This window comes from Stenotrophomonas sp. Marseille-Q5258 (assembly GCF_946900935.1).
GTDB classification, from domain to species: domain Bacteria; phylum Pseudomonadota; class Gammaproteobacteria; order Xanthomonadales; family Xanthomonadaceae; genus Stenotrophomonas; species Stenotrophomonas nematodicola.
Window position 1 is genome coordinate 22,600 of the sequence record NZ_CAMPPN010000020.1, and the last position, 18,446, is coordinate 41,045.

General features: G+C 68.7%; 15 protein-coding genes. 8 read left to right on the forward strand and 7 right to left on the reverse strand.

Translation table 11 applies throughout. From position 1 onward, the window contains the following. Nucleotides 1–92: 92 nt before the first annotated feature. On the forward strand, nt 93–3,632 hold the full coding sequence (locus OC534_RS14120) for a hybrid sensor histidine kinase/response regulator (RefSeq protein ID WP_017357381.1): 3,540 nt from the start codon (nt 93–95) through the stop codon (nt 3,630–3,632). Between the two features lie 6 nt (nt 3,633–3,638). Here OC534_RS14120 and mdtD read toward each other — a convergent pair whose 3' ends face one another. From mdtD to OC534_RS14145, 5 genes are all read right to left on the reverse strand, one after another. Then, the gene (mdtD, locus tag OC534_RS14125; protein ID WP_017357382.1) at nt 3,639–5,042 is read right to left on the reverse strand and encodes a multidrug transporter subunit MdtD; all 1,404 of its coding nucleotides are present in this window, start codon (nt 5,040–5,042) and stop codon (nt 3,639–3,641) included. A gap of 150 nt (nt 5,043–5,192) precedes the next feature. After that, nucleotides 5,193–6,266: a uroporphyrinogen decarboxylase gene (gene hemE / locus OC534_RS14130; protein WP_136003084.1), complete on the reverse strand. Its 1,074-nt coding sequence runs from the start codon at nt 6,264–6,266 to the stop codon at nt 5,193–5,195. A gap of 66 nt (nt 6,267–6,332) precedes the next feature. After that, a complete protein-coding gene (locus tag OC534_RS14135; RefSeq protein ID WP_136003085.1) occupies nt 6,333–6,584 on the reverse strand; it encodes a WGR domain-containing protein in 252 nt (83 codons plus the stop codon). A gap of 71 nt (nt 6,585–6,655) precedes the next feature. Next, nucleotides 6,656–7,765 carry a 3-dehydroquinate synthase gene (aroB, locus tag OC534_RS14140; RefSeq protein ID WP_262072003.1) on the reverse strand — a complete coding sequence of 370 codons (1,110 nt, stop codon included), beginning with the start codon at nt 7,763–7,765 and terminating at the stop codon, nt 6,656–6,658. After that, entirely contained in the window at nt 7,762–8,304 is a 543-nt protein-coding gene (locus OC534_RS14145; RefSeq protein ID WP_136003087.1) for a shikimate kinase, read from the reverse strand. Before OC534_RS14145 ends, aroB begins: the two co-directional genes overlap by 4 nt. Before the next feature lie 95 nt (nt 8,305–8,399). Between OC534_RS14145 and OC534_RS14150 the strand changes: the two genes are divergently transcribed. Then, nucleotides 8,400–8,603 (forward strand): dodecin family protein, encoded by a 204-nt coding sequence (locus OC534_RS14150; protein ID WP_262072004.1) that lies wholly within the window; start codon nt 8,400–8,402, stop codon nt 8,601–8,603. Here the strand turns inward: OC534_RS14150 and OC534_RS14155 are convergent. Beyond that, a complete protein-coding gene (locus OC534_RS14155) occupies nt 8,572–9,432 on the reverse strand; it encodes a kinase (protein WP_262072005.1) in 861 nt (286 codons plus the stop codon). The two genes, OC534_RS14150 and OC534_RS14155, sit on opposite strands and share 32 nt — an antisense overlap. 41 nt (nt 9,433–9,473) lie before the next feature. Here OC534_RS14155 and pdxH point away from each other — a divergent pair, with 41 nt between their 5' ends. Further along, the gene (gene pdxH, locus OC534_RS14160) at nt 9,474–10,073 is read left to right on the forward strand and encodes a pyridoxamine 5'-phosphate oxidase (protein WP_136003090.1); all 600 of its coding nucleotides are present in this window, start codon (nt 9,474–9,476) and stop codon (nt 10,071–10,073) included. Then, nucleotides 10,070–10,531, forward strand: coding sequence for an aminoglycoside 6'-N-acetyltransferase (gene aac(6'), locus OC534_RS14165; protein ID WP_262072006.1), 462 nt, complete (start codon nt 10,070–10,072; stop codon nt 10,529–10,531). Before pdxH ends, aac(6') begins: the two co-directional genes overlap by 4 nt. 19 nt (nt 10,532–10,550) lie before the next feature. Here aac(6') and prpR read toward each other — a convergent pair whose 3' ends face one another. Further along, entirely contained in the window at nt 10,551–12,170 is a 1,620-nt protein-coding gene (prpR, locus tag OC534_RS14170) for a propionate catabolism operon regulatory protein PrpR (protein ID WP_136003092.1), read from the reverse strand. 157 nt (nt 12,171–12,327) lie between these two features. On the opposite strand from prpR, the gene prpB reads away from it, so the two are divergent. The 4 genes from prpB to prpF all read left to right on the forward strand — a co-directional run bounded on the left by prpB (nt 12,328) and on the right by prpF (nt 18,396). Continuing rightward, the gene (prpB, locus tag OC534_RS14175) at nt 12,328–13,218 is read left to right on the forward strand and encodes a methylisocitrate lyase (RefSeq protein ID WP_051008596.1); all 891 of its coding nucleotides are present in this window, start codon (nt 12,328–12,330) and stop codon (nt 13,216–13,218) included. 29 nt (nt 13,219–13,247) lie between these two features. Beyond that, entirely contained in the window at nt 13,248–14,405 is a 1,158-nt protein-coding gene (prpC, locus tag OC534_RS14180; RefSeq protein ID WP_017355921.1) for a 2-methylcitrate synthase, read from the forward strand. A 139-nt stretch (nt 14,406–14,544) separates the two neighbouring features. Then, complete coding sequence (gene acnD, locus OC534_RS14185) at nt 14,545–17,160, forward strand: Fe/S-dependent 2-methylisocitrate dehydratase AcnD (RefSeq protein ID WP_017355920.1); 2,616 nt, start codon at nt 14,545–14,547, stop codon at nt 17,158–17,160. Between the two features lie 54 nt (nt 17,161–17,214). Then, nucleotides 17,215–18,396: a 2-methylaconitate cis-trans isomerase PrpF gene (prpF, locus tag OC534_RS14190; protein WP_153164643.1), complete on the forward strand. Its 1,182-nt coding sequence runs from the start codon at nt 17,215–17,217 to the stop codon at nt 18,394–18,396. Nucleotides 18,397–18,446 lie beyond the last annotated feature (50 nt).

An 18,446-nucleotide genomic window follows, 5' to 3' on the forward strand; every position in this document is an offset into this window, starting at 1 on the left:
TTTAGTATGTGGGCCGCTGCCCGGGGACCGGGACGGATGCATGCCCACCCGTGGCGGGCGCTGCGAATCGACGGACAGACTCGGGAGATCCATTGGTGTTGCGTCTGTTGTGGTTGCTCCTCATCACCGTGGGCCTGGGCTGCGCCGGCGTGGCCGCCGCGCAACCGGTACCGCCGACGCCCCGCCAGGTGACGGTGTTCGACGGCCTGCCGTCGAACACCGTCAACCGCATGGCCGAGGATCGCTACGGCTACCTGTGGATCGCCACCAACGACGGCCTGGCCCGCTTCGACGGGCGCAACTACCGCATCTGGCGTGCCGAGGATGGGCTGCGCGACAACCATATCTGGACGGTGCATGTGGATCCGCGCAACCGGCTCTGGATCGGTACCGAGCACGCCGGCCTGGTGATGATGTCGGCCGATCGCCGCGAGCTGCGTTTCCACGACCGCCAGAACCATCCCGAGATCGGCAGCAACACGATCTGGAGCGTGGCGTCCACGCCGGATGGCGCGATCTGGTTCGGGACGTTCGAAGGCGGCCTGCATCGCATGGACCGCGATGGCACGATCACCCGCTACATGCCCGAGCGGCACAATCCGCGCAGCCTGCCCTCCGCGTCGGTGGGCAACCTGGCCACCACGCCGGACGGCACCCTGTGGGTCGGCACCAAGGCGGGGCTGGCGCGCTGGACCGGCCACGATTTCGAGCGCGTGCCCGACGCTCTGTTACCGCTGGCGATGATCAATGGGCTCACCCCCGAGTCCGACGGCAGCCTGTGGATCAATACCAACGCCGGGGTCGTGGTGCGACGTCCGGACGGCCGGTTCGAACCGGCGCCCTGGAAGGTCTCCGCGGGTGACCAGATCCTGGGCATGATGCTGCGCGACGAACAGGGCGGGTATTGGCTGGACACCCGCTCGGGCCTTGGTCGCGCCTTTGACAATCAGTTCCAGCAGGTGCCGCTGTACAGCGCGGTGGCGCGCGGGCAGGTGCGGCCGAACTGGACGGGCGCCTATGAAGACCGCGAAGGCGGCATCTGGATGGCCAGCACCAATGGCGGCTTGTGGCATCTGTTGCCGCGCTGGTGGCAGTTCTCGGTGTTGTCGCGCCTGGAGGATGATCCGGCATCGTTGCGCAATGCCTATGCGCTTGGCATGGCCGCTGCCGCCGATGGCGGGGTGTGGACGGTGGGCACGCACGGGGCGCTGGATAAATTCGATCCGGTGAGCGGTCAGATCGAACAGCACAAAACCTGGGTGGATGGGACCCAGTGGCTGCAGTCGGTGGTCGAGGACCCGCGCGGGCAGGTCTGGATCGGTTCGTGGGACGCGTTGACGCGCTACGACCCCAAGGACGGACGCATGCGCCGCTGGGGGCGCGATGCCGCCGTTGACGCCTCGATGGAGGGCGCGATCGAAGCGCTGATCCTGTGCGATGGCAACCGGCTCTGGGTCATGGCCTCCAACGGCCTGCAGCAGCGTGATCTGGATGGCCACGTGCTCAACCAGATCCCGCTGGGCCATGCGGGCATGGCGCCCGGGCAGATGACCCAGGACATCCGCTGCGGCCCCGGCGATCACCTGTGGCAGGCCACCAACCAGGGGCTGATGCGGTGGGTCCCGATGCGCCGTCGTTTCGAACCGGTACCGGGCGGCCCCACCGGCGGTGTGTATGCGATGGCTTGGGCCGCCGACGGCTCGGTGTGGCTGTCCGAAGAGGGCCGCCTGAGCCAGTACCGCTGGCAGGACGAACGGCTGGTGCCCGTCGCGCAGATCGGCGCCGAGCGCGGCTATCCGGAAGTGTCCGCCTCGGGCCTGGTGGTCGATGCGCAGGGCGTGGTGTGGGCGGCCAGCGCGCGCGGCCTGGTGCGCGCCGATCCGCACAGCGAGAACGTGCGCCTGTATGGCGTGCATGACGGTCTGCCCAGCCAGGAATTCCGTCGCCGCACACTGACCATGACGGCCAGCGGCCGGATTGCCGGCGGCACCCCGGCCGGTGTGGTGGTGTTCGACCCGGCGCAGGTGAAGCCCTCCACCCGGCGCGCGCCGCTGGTGATCGAACGGGTGGAGGTACGCCGCGGCGAACGCGTGATCGACCTGACCCATCTGAACCCCCTGGAGATCGCCGATGGCGACCGTGACCTGCGCATCGTGGCGCGGCTGCTGTCCTTCGCCGATTCGTCCTCCAATACCTACCGTTACCGCCTGGCCGGCTACGACCCGGACTGGGTCGAAGTGGGGCCGGCCGGCGAGCGTCTGTTCTCGCGGCTGTCGCCGGGGCGTTACCGGCTGGAAGTGCAGGCCCGGTCGGCCGACCACATCTGGTCGCGGGTGCAGGTGCTCGAGTTCCGGGTGCTGCCACCGTGGTGGCGGAGCCTGTCAGGCCTGTTGCTGTTGACCTCGCTGGTGCTGCTGTCGTTGAGCCTGTTCGCCTGGTTGTACCGGCGGCGGCTGCAACGTCGGCATGCCTATCAGCTGGCGCTGCACAAGCAGGAACTGGCCGAACAGGCGTCGATGGCCAAGACCCGCTTCCTGGCCAACCTCGGGCACGAGGTGCGCACGCCGATGACCGGTGTGCTGGGCATGAGCGAGCTGCTGCTTGCCTCGCCGCTGGACCCGAAACAGCGCAGCTACACCGAATCGATCCGCCACGCCGGCGAGCACCTGCTGCACCTGGTCAACGACGCGCTGGATCTGGCGCGGATCGAGTCCGGCCGGCTGGAACTGCAGACGCAGCCGTTCCCGCTGGACCAGCTGGTGCACGACGTCTGCACGCTGATGAGCGCACTGGCCGAACAGAAGCAACTGCGTTTCATGGTGGACAATGCGTTGCCGCCGGGCACCTGGGCGGTGGGCGATGAAATGCGCGTGCGCCAGATCCTGCTCAACCTGCTCGGCAACGCGGTCAAGTTCACCAGCCACGGCCATGTCAGCCTGCATCTGCGCGCGATCGCGCCCGACCGCGGTGTGTACATCGAAGTGGCCGACACCGGGCCGGGCATCAGTGTCGAACAGCAGCAGCGTCTGTTCAAACGATTCGAGCAGGCCGATGGCGCGCGCACGGCCGCACAGTACGGCGGCAGCGGGTTGGGGCTGGCGATCTGCCGGGAACTCGCACTGGCCATGCAGGGCCAGGTGGACGTGGAGAGCCAGCTCGGCAGTGGTACCCGTTTCAGCGTGACCCTGCCGCTGCCGTTGCAGCACGGCGCCGCCGTCGATGCTTCACCGGGCGCGGCGGCGGTGGCCACGCTGCCGCCGTTGCGCATCCTGCTGGTGGAAGATGACACCACCGTGGCCGACGTGGTGACCGGCTTGCTCGGTGCGCGCGGCCACGAGGTGATCCATGCCGCGCACGCGCTGGCCGCCCTGCGCGAGGTGATGGATACCCCCTTCGACGTGGCGCTGCTGGATCTGGATCTGCCCGGGCTGAGCGGCATCGAACTGGCCGAGCAGTTCCGCAATCAGGGCTACGAGATGCCGATCATCGCGGTGACCGCGCGCACCGATCCGGCGATCGAGGCGCAGGTACGCCAGGCCGGGTTCAAGGACTTCCTGCGCAAGCCGGTGACCGGCGATCTGCTGGTCGCCGCAATCGCCCGCGCGCTGGGGCCCTGGCCGCCGCCCGTGTGAGGGGCGCTACTCGGCCACTTCTTCAACATCGCGCGGTGAAGGGCGCGTATCGGGAAGCTGCCAGAAGATCAGCGTGGAGGTCAGCGTGATCGCACCCACGCAGACGAAGGTGGCATGCAGCGCGGCGGTGGCGCCGTGTGCGACGTCGAGGTGGCCGAACGCGGCCAGCAGGCTGCCGGCCGCCGCAGCGCCGAAGCCGGTGGCGAGCATCATCACCATCGACAGCAGGCTGTTGCCGGGGCTGGCGAATTCGCGGTCGAGATCGCGCAGGGTCACGGTGTTCATGACGGTGAACTGCAGCGAGTTGACCGCGCCGAATACCGCCAGCTGCACCACGCGCAGCCACGTCGGCTGCCCGGGGGTCATGACAATGAAACTGGCCATTGCCAGGCCGACCAGCACAGTGTTGACCATCAGCACACGCCGGTAGCCGAACCGTTCGACCAGTTTGACGGCATAGCGCTTGGAGACCATGCCGGCGGCGGCCACCGGAATCATCAACAGGCCGGCATTCATCGGGCTCATGCCCATGCCGACCTGCAGGAGCAGGGGTATCAGCAGCGGCATGGCGCTGCTGCCGATGCGCGAGAACAGGTTGCCGAGGATGCCGATGCGATAGCTGGGCACATGGAACAGGGCCAGCGAGAACAGCGGCGCGGTGGAGTTGGCCGCGTGCAGCCAGTAACCGACCAGCGCGGCCAGGCCGGCCACCGTCATCAGCATGACCAGCGCATGCGGCGTGCCCATGCCGGAGATGCCGTCCAGCGCGAGCGACAGCACCACCATGCCGAACGCAAGCATGAGGTAGCCGGGCAGGTCGAAGCGGGTGCGGTGCTCGGCGTAATGGTCGGGCATGATCTTCATGGCGGCGATGAAGCCGATCACGCCGATCGGCAGATTGATCAGGAACACCCAGTGCCAGGAGGCGACCTCGACCAGCCACCCGCCGAGGGTGGGCCCGATCAGCGGGCCGATCAGCGCGGGGATGGCGATGAAGCTCATGGCGCGCAGGAAGTCGTCGCGCGGAACCGAACGCATCACGGCAAGGCGGCCGACCGGCAGCAGCATCGCGCCACCAACGCCCTGCAGGACACGCGCGCCCACCAGTTGGTGCAGCGTCTGGGCGAGGGCGCAGGCCAGCGAGCCGAGGGTGAACAGGATGATGGCGACGAGGAACGTGCGGCGCGTGCCGAAGCGGTCGGCGATCCAGCCGGAGGCGGGAATGAAGGTGGCCACCGCCAGCGCGTAGCTGAACACCACCGACTGCATCTGCAGGGGGCTTTCGCCGAGGCTGCGCGCCATCGCCGGCAGGGCGGTATTGACGATGGTCGAATCCAGCATCTGCATGAAGATCGCCAGCGATACCAGCCACAACAGGGGCCGTATCGAAGCGTAGCTGCCGGTCGTCATCGTGCGTGCCTTCCTCAACGAGGCACACATGATCGCCGATGCTGGATCAAGAAACGGTGGAGCCGCGTCGTCGGACCGGGAGGCGCCGGTCTCCCGCCGCGGGGACCCAGCTGTGGCGCGCAGTGCCGGGTGCTGCCCGGCATCTGCCCCTCAGCGCCGGCTCAACCGATGCACCGCGTCCACCAGCACGCCGACATGGTCGGGGTTCATGTCCGGCGACATGCCATGCCCCAGGTTGAACACGTGGCCCTCGCGCGAGCCGCCGTTGCCCTCGGCATAGCTGTCGAGCACGCGGCCGGCGGCACGCTCGATGGCCGCCGGGTTGCCGTAAAGGGTGGCGGGGTCGAGATTGCCCTGCAGTGCGACGCGACCACCGGTGCGGGCCACGGCGTCGGACAGGTCCAGGGTCCAGTCCACACCGAGTGCATCGGCGCCGGTGTCGGCCAGTGCGCCCAGGTGCAGGCCGGTGCCCTTGCCGAACAGGATCAGCGGGGTGCGCTGGTCGCCCTGGCCGCGCTCGAGCGCCTGCGCGATGCGGGTCAGGTAGCGCAGCGAGAACTCGCGGTACATCGAGGGGCTGAGCACGCCGCCCCAGGTGTCGAAGACCTGCAGGACCTGGGCGCCGGCGGCGCGCTGGGCCGCCAGGTAGGCGATCACCGCATCGGTGACCACCGACAGCAGCTGGTGCAGAGCGGCCGGCTCGTTCAACGCCATCGCCTTGATCCGGGCGAAGTCCTTGCTGCCACCGCCCTCGACCATGTAGCAGGCCAGCGTCCACGGGCTGCCGGAGAAACCGATCAGCGGGACCTTGCCATCGAGTTCGCGGCGGATCACGCGCACTGCGTCCATCACGTAGCGCAGTTCGGTCTCCATGTCCGGCACCGCCAGCCGGGCGATGGCGGCGGCATCGCGTACGGGGTGACGGAACCTGGGGCCTTCGCCATCGACGAAGTACAGCTCCAGGCCCATCGCATCGGGAATGGTGAGGATGTCCGAGAACAGGATCGCCGCGTCCAGATCGAAACGGCGCAGCGGCTGCAGGGTGACTTCGCAGGCGATGTCGGGCGTCTTGGCCATCGCCAGGAAGCTGCCGGCCTTGGCGCGGGTGGCGCGGTACTCCGGCAGGTAGCGGCCGGCCTGGCGCATCAACCAGATGGGGGTGCAGTCCACCGGTTCGCGGCGCAGGGCACGCAGCAGTCGGTCATGGCGGGAGGGGCTGGTCACGGAACGCTTCCTTGGAATCTGGTGGCGCAGGGCCGAACGAAAGGGGGCTGGCGGCGCGGTGGCCGCCTAGCGCGGCGGGTCGCCGGGGCCGCGGGTGAGGGTGTAGCCGCGGTGGAGGTGCGCATCGCGCGCTTTCTCGAAGGCGGCCTGCGCCAGGTCTTCCTGCAGGAACAGCTCGCGGCGCAGTTGCCCGCGCCCGCCGATGGAGCCGGACTCGTGCAGCAGCTCCCAGCCGCCGAACAGGTCCGGCTGCAGGGTGAGCTGTAGGTAGCGGGCCGGGTCGGCACCGCGGGCGAGTTGGTGCAGGAAAACGCGCATGTGCCGATTGTAGCCGCGAACGCCGGAGGCGGCCGTGGACGCCGCCCCGGGTGCGGCAGACGGTCGCAGCCTCAGCCGGCGGCAAGCACGCGCAGCACGTCGGCTTCGTCGACGTCGGCCACGACCTCGGCGCGGCCGATGCCACGCCACAGCACCAGACGCAGGCGGCCGGCGATGTTCTTCTTGTCCAGCCGCATCCGCGCCAGCAGGGCGTCGGGCGCCAGTCCCGGCGGAATCGTCACCGGCAGTTCGTAGCGCGCCAGCAGATCGCGCATCTGCACGGTGTCGGCCTCGGTACTCATGCCCAGCTGGGCCGACAGGCGTGCGGCCAGTACCATGCCCACCGCGACTGCTTCGCCGTGGTTGAGGTTGTCATTGCCCGGTGCGCCGTAGCCCTGTTCGGTTTCGATGGCGTGGCCGAAAGTGTGGCCGAGGTTGAGCAGCGCGCGCTCGCCTTTTTCCAGCGGATCGCGGGCGACGATCTCGGCCTTGTGCTCGCAGCTGCGTGCGATCGCCTGGGCCAGCGCGGTGTCATCACCGGCCAGCAGCGCGGCGTGCTCGGCCTGCAGCCACTGGAAGAACAGCGGGTCGCCGATCGCGCCGTACTTGATCACTTCGGCGAGGCCGGCACGCAGCTCGCGCGGGGGCAGCGTACGCAGGGCGGCGGTATCGGCGATCACCGCGCGCGGCGGGTGAAAGGCGCCCACCAGGTTCTTGCCTTCGGGAATGTCCACGGCGGTCTTGCCGCCGACCGAGGAATCGACCATCGCCAGCAGCGAGGTCGGCAACTGCACACAGTCCACGCCCCGCATCCAGCAGGCCGCCGCGAAGCCGGCGAGGTCGCCGGCGACGCCGCCGCCGAGCGCCATCACGCAGGCATCGCGGGTGGCGCCGAGCGCGGCGAGTGCGGTGAGCGCCGCGCCGAAATTGTCCAGGGTCTTGGAGGCTTCGCCGGCCGGCAGCACGAGCGTGCCGATCAGCAGGTCCGGGCGGGCGTCGAGCAGGGCGGTCTTTACCCCGTCAAGGTACAACGGCGCCACGGACGAATCGCTGAGCAGCAGCACATGGCGGCCACGGACGTGGCGGGCCAGCAGGGCACCCTGGCCGAGCAGGCCCGGGCCGATATGGATGGTGTAAGGCGAGTCGCCGCCGACGGCGACGGTGCGGGGAGCGGGGGTCATGCGGGGGTGTCCTGTCGCTGCCATTGCGCGGCCAGGCGCAGCACCAGCTGCGCGGTGGCCTCGGCGGGGGTGTAGAGATCGGTATCCAGGGTGAGGTCGGCCAGCCCGCGGTACAGCGGGTCGCGCAGGGCGGCCATCTCGTGCAGCACCTGTTCGCGGTCCGGGCGCTGCAGCAGCGGGCGGCCGCGGTCACGCGCCAGGCGTTCAAGCTGGGCCGGCACGCTGACCCGCAGGTACACCACAAAGCCGCGCCGGGCGATGGCCGCGCGGTTGTCCGGGTCCAGCACGGCGCCGCCGCCGGTGGACACCAGCTGGTTGCGGCCGGTCAGCAGTGCCTGCAGCACCTGGCGTTCGTGCTGGCGGAAGCCGGCTTCGCCGGCGTGCTCGAACAGGGCCGGAATGCTGGCGCCGGTGGCCTCGACAATGGCCTGGTCGGCGTCGACGAAGTCCAGCGTGAAGCGCTCCGCCAGGCGGCGCCCGATGCAGGTTTTGCCGGCACCCATCGGGCCGATCAGGATCAGGTTCGGAGCGGGATTCATTACCCGCGATCCTAACATCTCCGTGCCACGGCCTTTACGCGCCGGCCCGCATGGTGGGCTGCGCGGAATGTCCCGCGCGCAGCCGGAGCCTGTCCATGTCAGTGGCCAAAATCATCGAGATCAATGCCTCCTCCAAGACCAGCGTCGAGGACGCCGTCCGCAGCGGCCTGAAGAAGGTATCCGAGACGGTGAAGGGCATCCAGGGCGCCTGGATCAACGAGACCAAGGTGGTCACCGACGGCGACGGCACCATCACCGAATGGCGGGTCAACCTGCGGGTGACGTTCCTGGTGAGCTGAGAGGCGCTGCCGGCACGACGCGGCGCTGCTCGTCCAGCGTGATCACCCGGTCGGCCAGGGCCGGCAGCGTGCGCAGCGCCTGCCGGCTGACCCGTTCGTAGTACTGCACGAACCGCTCCAGCTGGGCGCGGCTCATGCTGCTGCGACCGGGCTGGGCGGCCTGCAGGTTCTGTTCCTGCTGCCAGCGCCAGCGCGGGACCACCGAGAAATCCGGCGGCTGCAGGAACCACAGCCGGTTGCAGCGCTGCCACAGGGCCGGATAGTCCCTGGCCAGCGCCTCGTTGCACCAGCGCCGCCAGCGCCCGTCCGGGTCGGCCTCGCGCTCGAGCGCGTTGAGCGGTGCCGCCAGTGCGGCCCCGGTCTCGGGTGGCGTGCCGAGAAACCAGCCTTCGAACACCAGCAGGTCCAGTGGGCCTGCCAGACGTGGCCATGCCCACGCCGGCTCGCGCTCGTCGGCCAGCTTGTCGAAGCGGGGCAGGGTGACCGGCCCGCCGGTGGCGACCGCATCGAGCGTGGCGTGGGCCAGAGGCAGATCGTGGGTGCCGGGCGGACCACGGGTCAGCAGCAGCGGGTGCACCTGCCGTGCCAGGCGCTGACGCTGCGCCCGGGTCAGGTAGACATCATCGATGGAGAGCATCGCCGCGCGCAGGCCACGCGCCTCCGCCAGGGCCACCACCTGGGCGGCCAGCGTCGATTTGCCGCTCCCCTGCAGCCCGCTGATCGCCAATACTGGACGGGCCGCACCACACCCCAGTGCATCGTCCAGCGCCTGCGCGACCAGCGTATCTGGAAATCCTTTTGTGGCGGGCATGTACGCAGGTGCGGGCATGCAGCGACAATAAACCCAAACCGCGCGACAAGAAAACCGCCATGACCGATCTGTATGCCGAAGCGTTGTCCACCTTTGCCGGGCTGTTCGAAGAAGCCAAGGCAAGCCGCGAAGTCGAACCCAATGCCATGACGGTGGCCACCGCCGGCGCCGGCGGGCGGCCATCGGCGCGTACCGTGCTGCTCAAGGCGTTCGATGCGCGTGGCTTCGTGTTCTACACCCACCTGGCCAGCCACAAGGGCCGGGAACTGCAGGAGAACCCGCATGCGGCCCTGCTGTTCCTGTGGCGCAGCCTGCGCGAGGCCGGCATCCAGGTGCGCATCGAAGGTGCGGTGGAGCAGGTGGCCGACGCGGAGGCCGATGCCTACTTCGCGTCGCGTCCGCGCATGAGCCAGATCGGTGCATGGGCCTCGCTGCAGTCGCAGACCCTGGCGTCGCGCGAGGCATTCGATGCGCGCGTGGCGGAGATCGAGGCGCGCTTCGACGGCCAGGACGTGCCGCGTCCGGCGGGTTGGAGCGGTCTGCGCGTAGTGCCGCAGCGCATCGAGTTCTGGTACGGCGCGCAGTTCCGCCTGCATGAGCGCTGGTGCTATGAGATCGACGCATCCGGCCAGTGGAGCAAGCGGCTGCTGTTCCCGTGAGTGCGCCTGCGCCCGTGATCCGGCAGGCGGTGCCCGCCGACGCGGCGGCATGGGCGCGGCTGAGGCTGGGGCTGTGGCCCGACGCCGACGACCCGGTTGATGCGTTGGCGCTGTCGCTGGCCGACACCGACGGGGCGGTGCTGCTGGCGTGTACGGCCGACGGCGAGGCGATCGGTTTTGCCGAGGTGCGGCTGCGCCGCGACTACGTCAACGGCACCGACAGCTCGCCGGTTGGCTTTCTCGAAGGCTGGTACGTGCAGCCGGGCTGGCAGGGCCAGGGCACGGGACGCACGCTGCTCGATGCGGCGGCGGCCTGGACGCGCGCGGCCGGCTGCAGCGAACTGGCCTCGGACAGCGCGCTGGACGCGGTGGCCGCGCATGCGGCGCATCGCGCGTGCGGATTCGAGGAAACCGAGCGCGTGGTGTACTTCCGCATGGCGCTGCAGCCGCTGCCCTGACGCGCGTACCGCGTGGCCGCTAGACGATCGCGGCGGCGCGCAGCCATCGCCACAGCGTGGTGCGCGAAACGCCGAGCTGCGCGCACGCCTGCTCGCGGTTGCCCCCGCACGCGGCGAGGACCTGCTGCAGCGTGACGGCGTCCGGCCGGGCGGCGGCGGCCGCCCCCACCCCCGACGGCGGCGTATCGACCCGGGCAGGCGCGGGCGCGCGGGGCAATCCGTCCAGTTCCGGCACCCACTGCAGCATCTGCGCCAACGACAGGTCGCCTGGCCGGTGCTGCCAGTGGATGCGCAGCCGGTCGACCACGTTGCGCAGTTCCCGCACGTTGCCCGGCCACGGCGCCTCGCCCAGCCGCTGCAGCGCTGCCACAGAAAGGGGCGAGGCGGTCTGGCCGAGCTGCCGGAAGAAGTGGGCCACCAGCAGCGGAATGTCCTCGCTGCGTTCGCGCAGGGTGGGCAGGGCGATCCGCAGCGCCGCCAGCCGGAAGTACAGATCGCGGCGGAAGCGCTGCGCCTCCACCAGCGATTCCAGGCTTTGCAGCGTGGCGGCCACCACACGCACATCCACCGGCGTAGGTTCGGTCGCACCGACGCGCAGCACTTCGCGCTCTTCCAGCACCCGCAGCAGGCGGGTCTGCAGCGGCAGTGGCAGCTCGCCGATCTCGTCCAGGAACAGCGTGCCGCCCTCGGCCGCTTCGACCAGGCCCACGCGCCCACCCCGGCGCGCGCCGGTGAAGGCGCCTTCGGTATAGCCGAACAGCTCGGCCTCCAGCAGCGATTCACTGATCGCCCCGCAGTTGAGCGCCACGAAGCGGCCGCGCCGGCCGCTGGCGGCGTGCAGCTGGCGCGCCACCAGTTCCTTGCCGGTGCCAGTGGCGCCAGTGACCAGCACGGTGCTGTCGTGCGGGGCGTACAGCGCGATGCGATCGCGTACCTGCTGCATCGGCGGACTGTCGCCGAGCAGGGCGTGGTCGGCATCGCGGTGCCGGGCCGGCGGCCGGCGCCGCGGCGACGGGGCACCGGACCGGGCCAGGGTCTGGGTCAGTTCCAGCGCATGCTCGAATGCCTGCCGCACCGAATCGGCCGAGTACAGCAGCACGCCCGGCAGGCCCACCTGCTCGGCATGATCGATGGCCATGCCGGTGCCGACGATCACCTCGATGCCGTTGGCGCGCATGTCGGCGATGCAGTCGCGGGCGTCTTCACGGGTGACAAAGCGGCGGTGTTCGATGTCCAGCCCGAAGCTGTGCTGGAAGCTGCCGAAGGTGGGCACGTCGGTGGCATGGGTGACCAGGCCGATGCGCGGTGCGATGCGCCGCGCGCGCGCCAGCGCTTCCATCAGGTCGAAGCCGTTGGCCTGGATCGGCACCAGCGGCACCTCCAGCCGGCTGCGCAGGTACGCCGCGTTGGAGCCGCCGGCGATCACGACATCGCAGTGCTCGCGACGCAGCCGCTGGCCGATCACGTCCACCGCTTCCTCGAAGCCGAGGTTGATCGGCACGATCCGTGCGCGGCGGTCGAATTCGGGAATCACATCGCCGAGCAGGCCGGTCAGGCGGGAGACGCTCACCGTCCAGATCACCGGCAGGTGGCCGGGGTCCGGGTCGGGCAGGCGAGGGCGCGGCAGGATGACGGACATGGCGTTGTTTCAATGTTTCGGTTCCATCCATGTTACATGTGTTTCATTGGACGGGCATGAAACGTCGCTGCCGTGGTCCAGTCTCAATGAATTCATGGGGTTGCGACTTGGCACGGCCCTTGCGCCTGTCCTCCCGTCACTCACGATGGAATGCCACATGAGCTCCTCTGTTTCCTCCGCGGGCAGCCGCTTCCGCGCTGCGCTGGCCGCCGAATCGCCCCTGCAGGTGATCGGCGCGATCAACGCCAACCACGCCCTGCTGGCCCAGCGTGCCGGCTACCGGGCCATCTATCTGTCCGGCGGCGGCGTTGCCGCAGGCTCGCTGGGCCTGCCGGACCTGGGCATCAACACCCTGGAAGACGTGCTGATCGACGTGCGCCGCATCACCGACGTCTGCGACCTGCCGCTGATGGTGGACATCGACACCGGCTTCGGCCCCAGCGCGTTCAACATCGCGCGCACCGTAAAGTCGCTGATCAAGGCAGGTGCGGCCGCCTGCCATATTGAAGACCAGGTCGGCGCCAAGCGCTGTGGTCACCGTCCCGGCAAGGAAATCGTCACGCAGGGCGAGATGGTTGACCGCGTGAAGGCCGCCGCCGATGCCAAGACCGATCCGGATTTCTTCCTGATCGCGCGTACCGACGCCATCCAGGTGGACGGCGTGGACGCGGCGATCGAGCGCGCCATCGCCTGCGTGGAGGCCGGTGCCGATGGCATCTTCGCCGAGGCCGCCTATGACCTGGACACCTACCGCCGCTTCGTCGATGCGGTGAAGGTGCCGGTGCTGGCCAACATCACCGAGTTCGGCAAGACCCCGCTGTTCAGCCGCGATGAACTGGCCTCGGCCGGCGTGGCAATCCAGCTGTTCCCGCTGTCCGCGTTCCGCGCCGCCAACAAGGCCGCCGAGAACGTGTATGAGACCATCCGTCGGGAAGGCCACCAGCGCAACGTGGTCGACGCGATGCAGACGCGCGAGGAACTGTACGACCGTATCGGCTACCACGCCTTCGAGCAGCAGCTCGATGCGCTGTTCGCCGCCAAGAAGTAAGACCGAAGCACTGTTTTCCTGGAGGGATCATGAGCGAAGCAACCACCGCCCCCGGCTTCAAGCCGAAAAAGTCCGTCGCCCTGTCGGGCACCGCCGCCGGCAACACCGCACTGTGCACCGTTGGCCGCAGTGGCAATGACCTGCACTACCGCGGCTACGACATCCTGGACCTGGCCAACACCAGTGAGTTCGAGGAGATCGCCCACCTGCTGGTGCACGGCAAGCTGCCCACGCGCGCCGAACTGGTCGCCTACAAGGCCAAGCTGAAGTCGCTGCGCGGCATCCCGGCCGCGGTCAAGGCTGCGCTGGAAGAGCTGCCGCCGTCGGCGCACCCGATGGACGTGATGCGCACCGGCGTGTCGGTGCTCGGCTGCGTGTCGCCGGAGAAGGACGACCACAACCACCCGGGCGCGCGCGACATCGCCGACAAGCTGATGGCCTGCCTGGGCTCGATGCTGCTGTACTGGTACCACTGGAGCCACAACGGCCGCGCCATCGACGTGGAAACCGACGATGACTCCATCGGCGGCCACTTCCTGCACCTGCTGCACGGCGAGAAGCCGCAGGATTCGTGGGTCAAGGCGATGCACACCTCGCTGATCCTGTACGCGGAGCACGAGTTCAACGCGTCCACGTTCGCCTGCCGCGTCATCGCCGGCACCGGCAGCGACATGTACAGCTGCATCACCGGCGGCATCGGCGCGCTGCGCGGCCCCAAGCATGGCGGTGCCAACGAAGTCGCCTTCGAAGTGCAGAAGCGCTATGACTCGCCCGACGATGCAGAAGCCGACATCAAGGCGCGCGTCGAGCGCAAGGAAGTGGTCATCGGCTTCGGCCACCCGGTCTACACCGTCAGCGATCCGCGCAACAATGTGATCAAGGACGTGGCGCGTGAGCTGTCGACCGAGCAGCAGAACCTGAAGATGTTCGACATCGCCGAGCGGCTGGAAACGGTGATGTGGGACATCAAGAAGATGTTCCCGAATCTGGACTGGTTCAGCGCGGTGAGCTACCACATGATGGGCGTGCCGACGGCGATGTTCACCCCGCTGTTCGTCATCGCACGCACCTCCGGCTGGAGCGCGCACATCATCGAGCAGCGCGTCGACGGCAAGATCATCCGGCCGAGCGCCAACTACACCGGGCCGGAAGACCAGGCCTTCGTGCCGATCGACCAGCGCAGGTAAGACCGACGTACCGCACCCGTTCGCGGGTGCCTTGCGGAACAGGCCGGCGCGATGCCGGTCTGCTCCGTTGCGGCGTCGCACCTCCTTTTCTGCCGGTGTCACGACGCCCCGGCCCGCCAACAAGCAGCTATCGCCAGCCATGAACAGCAACTACCGCAAGACCCTTCCCGGCACCTCGCTGGATTATTTCGATACCCGTGCCGCCATCGACGCGCTGCAGCCCGGCGCCTACGCCACGCTGCCGTACACCTCGCGCGTGCTGGCCGAGAACCTGGTGCGCCGCTGCGACCCGGCCACGCTGGACGCCTCGCTGCGCCAGCTGATCGAGCGCCGCCAGGACCTGGATTTCCCGTGGTATCCGGCGCGCGTGGTCTGCCATGACATTCTCGGCCAGACCGCGCTGGTCGATCTGGCCGGCCTGCGCGATGCCATCGCCGATGCCGGGGGTGACCCGGCCCAGATCAACCCGGTGGTACCGACCCAGCTGATCGTCGATCATTCGCTGGCGGTGGAGTACCCGGGCTTCGACAAGGCTGCCTTCGCAAAGAACCGCGCCGTCGAAGACCGTCGCAATGAGGACCGGTTCCACTTCATCAACTGGACCAAAAAGGCGTTCAAGAACGTCGACGTGATTCCGCCGGGCAACGGCATCATGCACCAGATCAATCTGGAGAAGATGTCGCCGGTGATCCAGGTGCGCGAGGGCGTGGCCTTCCCGGATACCTGCGTCGGCACCGACAGCCATACCCCGCATGTCGATGCGCTGGGCGTGATCGCGATCGGCGTGGGCGGCCTGGAAGCGGAGAACGTGATGCTCGGCCGCGCCTCGTGGATGCGCCTGCCCGACATCATCGGCGTGGAACTGACTGGCCGCCCGCAGCCCGGCATCACCTGCACCGACATCGTGCTGGCGTTGACCGAGTTCCTGCGCAGGGAGCGCGTGGTCGGCGCCTGGATCGAGTTCTACGGCGAGGGTGCAACGGCACTGACCATTGGCGACCGCGCCACCATCTCCAACATGACCCCGGAGTTCGGCGCCACCGCGGCGATGTTCTCCATCGACCAGCAGACCCTGGACTACCTGCGCCTGACCGGCCGCGAAGAAGCCCAGGTGCAGCTGGTGGAAACCTATGCCAAGGCCACCGGCCTGTGGTCGGACGATCTGGCCCAGGTCGAGTATCCGCGCGTGCTGCAGTTCGATCTGTCCAGCGTGGTTCGCAACATGGCTGGCCCGTCCAATCCGCACAAGCGCGTGGCGACCACCGATCTGGCCGCGCGCGGCATCGCCGATGAAGCCAAGCTGGCCTCGGGCAAGGTCGAGCAGGAACAGGGCCTGATGCCCGACGGCGCGGTCATCATCGCGGCCATCACCAGCTGCACCAACACCAGCAACCCGCGCAACGTGATTGCTGCTGCGCTGCTGGCGCGCAATGCAAACCGTGCCGGTCTGGCCCGCAAACCGTGGGTCAAAAGCTCGCTGGCGCCCGGTTCCAAAGCCGTGCAGCTGTACCTGGAGGAGGCCGGCCTGCTCGGCGACCTGGAGCAGATGGGCTTTGGAATCGTCGCCTTCGCCTGCACCACCTGCAACGGCATGAGCGGTGCGCTTGATCCGAAGATCCAGCAGGAAGTGATCGACCGCGACCTGTATGCCACGGCGGTGCTGTCGGGCAACCGCAACTTCGACGGCCGCATCCATCCGTACGCCAAGCAGGCGTTCCTGGCCTCGCCGCCGCTGGTGGTGGCCTACGCCATTGCCGGCACTGTGCGCTTCGACATTGAAAAGGATGCGCTCGGCCATGACGCCGATGGCAACCCGATCACGCTGAAGGACCTGTGGCCCAGCGATGCCGAGATCGACGCGGTGGTGGCCGCCAGCGTCAAGCCGGAACAGTTCCGCCAGGTCTACGACCCGATGTTCACCTTCAAGGTGGAGCACGGCGCGCCGATCAGCCCGCTGTATGACTGGCGTCCGCAGAGCACCTACATCCGCCGTCCGCCGTACTGGGAAGGCGCGCTGGCCGGCGAGCGTCCGCTGCGTGGCATGCGTCCGCTGGCGGTGCTGGGCGACAACATCACCACCGACCATCTGTCCCCGTCCAATGCGATCCTGGCCAGCAGTGCGGCCGGCGAGTACCTGGCGAAGATGGGCCTGCCGGAAGAGGACTTCAACTCCTACGCCACCCACCGTGGCGATCACCTCACCGCGCAGCGCGCCACCTTCGCCAACCCCAAGCTGATCAACGAGATGGTTGTGGTCGATGGGCAGGTGAAACAGGGCTCGCTGGCGCGCGTGGAGCCGGAGGGCGAGGTGACCCGCATGTGGGAAGCGATCGAAACCTACATGGCGCGCAAGCAGCCGCTGATCATCATCGCCGGTGCCGACTACGGCCAGGGCAGCTCGCGCGACTGGGCCGCCAAGGGCGTGCGCCTGGCCGGTGTGGAGGCCATCGTCGCCGAGGGTTTCGAGCGCATCCATCGTACCAACCTGATCGGGATGGGCGTGTTGCCGTTGGAGTTCAAGGAAGGCGTCAACCGCAGAACGCTGGGCATCGACGGCACTGAAACCTTCGATGTGATCGGCGAACGCGTGCCGCGTGCCGAGCTGACGCTTGTCATCCACCGCCGCAGCGGTGAGCAGCTCAATGTGCCGGTCACCTGCCGCCTGGACACGGCCGAGGAAGTGTCCATCTACGAAGCGGGCGGCGTGCTGCAGCGCTTCGCCCAGGACTTCCTGGAATCCTCGCAGGTCGCCTGATCCACCCGCCTCACGACGGCCCGGCGACGGGCCGTCTTCCTACCAGGACTTCTCATGGCGTTTCTTCCCCAGCTCCGTATTCCCGCCACCTACATGCGCGGTGGCACCAGCAAGGGCGTGTTCTTCCGCCTGCAGGATCTGCCCGTCGCCGCACAGACGCCGGGGGCGGACCGCGATGCGCTGCTGATGCGCGTGATCGGTTCGCCCGACCCCTATGGCAAGCACACCGACGGCATGGGCGGCGCCACCTCCAGCACCAGCAAGTGCGTGATCATTGCCGCGCCGTCGGTGCCTGACCACGACGTCGACTATCTGTATGGCCAGGTCTCGATCGATGCCGCGTTCGTTGACTGGAGCGGGAACTGCGGCAACCTCAGCACCGCGGTCGGCCCGTTTGCGATCAGCAACGGCTTCATCGATCCGGCGCGTGTGCCGCGCGACGGCATCTGCACGGTCCGCATCTGGCAGGCCAACATCGGCAAGACCATCCTGGCGCACGTACCGATGGCAGGGGGGGAAGTGCAGGAGACTGGCGATTTCGAGCTGGACGGGGTGACGTTCCCGGCGGCCGAGATCCAGCTCGAGTTTCTTGATCCGTCCGACGATGGCGAAGGCGATGGCGGATCGATGTTCCCGACCGGCAACCTGGTCGATACCCTCGATGTGCCCGGCGTGGGCCGCTTCGAGGTGACCATGATCACCGCCGGCATTCCCACCCTCTTCCTCAACGCGGCCGACCTGGGCTACACCGGCACCGAGCTGCAGCCGGCGATCAATGAGGACAAGGCCGCGCTGGCACGGTTCGAAGCGATCCGCGCGCACGGTGCGGTACGCATGGGCCTGATCGACAGCGTCGAGCAGGCGGCCACGCGCCAGCACACGCCCAAGGTCGCCTTCGTCGCACCCGCGCAGGACTACGTGTCCTCCAGCGGCAGGCGGATCGCGGCCGGCGACATCGATCTGCACGCGCGCGCGCTGTCGATGGGCAAGCTGCACCACGCGATGATGGGCACGGCCGCGGTTGCCATCGGCACTGCCGCGGCGATTCCCGGCACACTGGTCAACCGCGCCGCCGGCGGCGGCACGCGCGAGGCGGTCACCTTCGGCCATCCGTCCGGCACGCTGCGCGTGGGCGCCCAGGCGGCCTGCGTTGACGGCCAGTGGACAGTCACCAAGGCCATCATGAGCCGCAGTGCGCGCGTGCTGATGGAAGGTGCGGTGCGCGTCCCCGTGTAAACCGCATCGCCTACCCACGTCGAGCGGGGCTCCGCCCCGCTGCCACAGCA

Excerpts from the sequence above, each read along its gene's own strand:
- prpF (WP_153164643.1), top strand. The coding sequence starts at position 17,215 with ATGGCGTTTCTTCCCCAGCTCCGTATTCCCGCCACCTACATGCGCGGT.
- prpB (WP_051008596.1), top strand. The coding sequence starts at position 12,328 with ATGAGCTCCTCTGTTTCCTCCGCGGGCAGCCGCTTCCGCGCTGCGCTG.
- aroB (WP_262072003.1), bottom strand. The coding sequence starts at position 7,765 with ATGACCCCCGCTCCCCGCACCGTCGCCGTCGGCGGCGACTCGCCTTAC.
- prpR (WP_136003092.1), bottom strand. The coding sequence starts at position 12,170 with ATGTCCGTCATCCTGCCGCGCCCTCGCCTGCCCGACCCGGACCCCGGC.
- OC534_RS14145 (WP_136003087.1), bottom strand. The coding sequence starts at position 8,304 with ATGAATCCCGCTCCGAACCTGATCCTGATCGGCCCGATGGGTGCCGGC.
- OC534_RS14150 (WP_262072004.1), top strand. The coding sequence starts at position 8,400 with ATGTCAGTGGCCAAAATCATCGAGATCAATGCCTCCTCCAAGACCAGC.
- mdtD (WP_017357382.1), bottom strand. The coding sequence starts at position 5,042 with ATGACGACCGGCAGCTACGCTTCGATACGGCCCCTGTTGTGGCTGGTA.
- OC534_RS14135 (WP_136003085.1), bottom strand. The coding sequence starts at position 6,584 with ATGCGCGTTTTCCTGCACCAACTCGCCCGCGGTGCCGACCCGGCCCGC.
- acnD (WP_017355920.1), top strand. The coding sequence starts at position 14,545 with ATGAACAGCAACTACCGCAAGACCCTTCCCGGCACCTCGCTGGATTAT.
- OC534_RS14155 (WP_262072005.1), bottom strand. The coding sequence starts at position 9,432 with ATGCCCGCACCTGCGTACATGCCCGCCACAAAAGGATTTCCAGATACG.
- prpC (WP_017355921.1), top strand. The coding sequence starts at position 13,248 with ATGAGCGAAGCAACCACCGCCCCCGGCTTCAAGCCGAAAAAGTCCGTC.
- pdxH (WP_136003090.1), top strand. The coding sequence starts at position 9,474 with ATGACCGATCTGTATGCCGAAGCGTTGTCCACCTTTGCCGGGCTGTTC.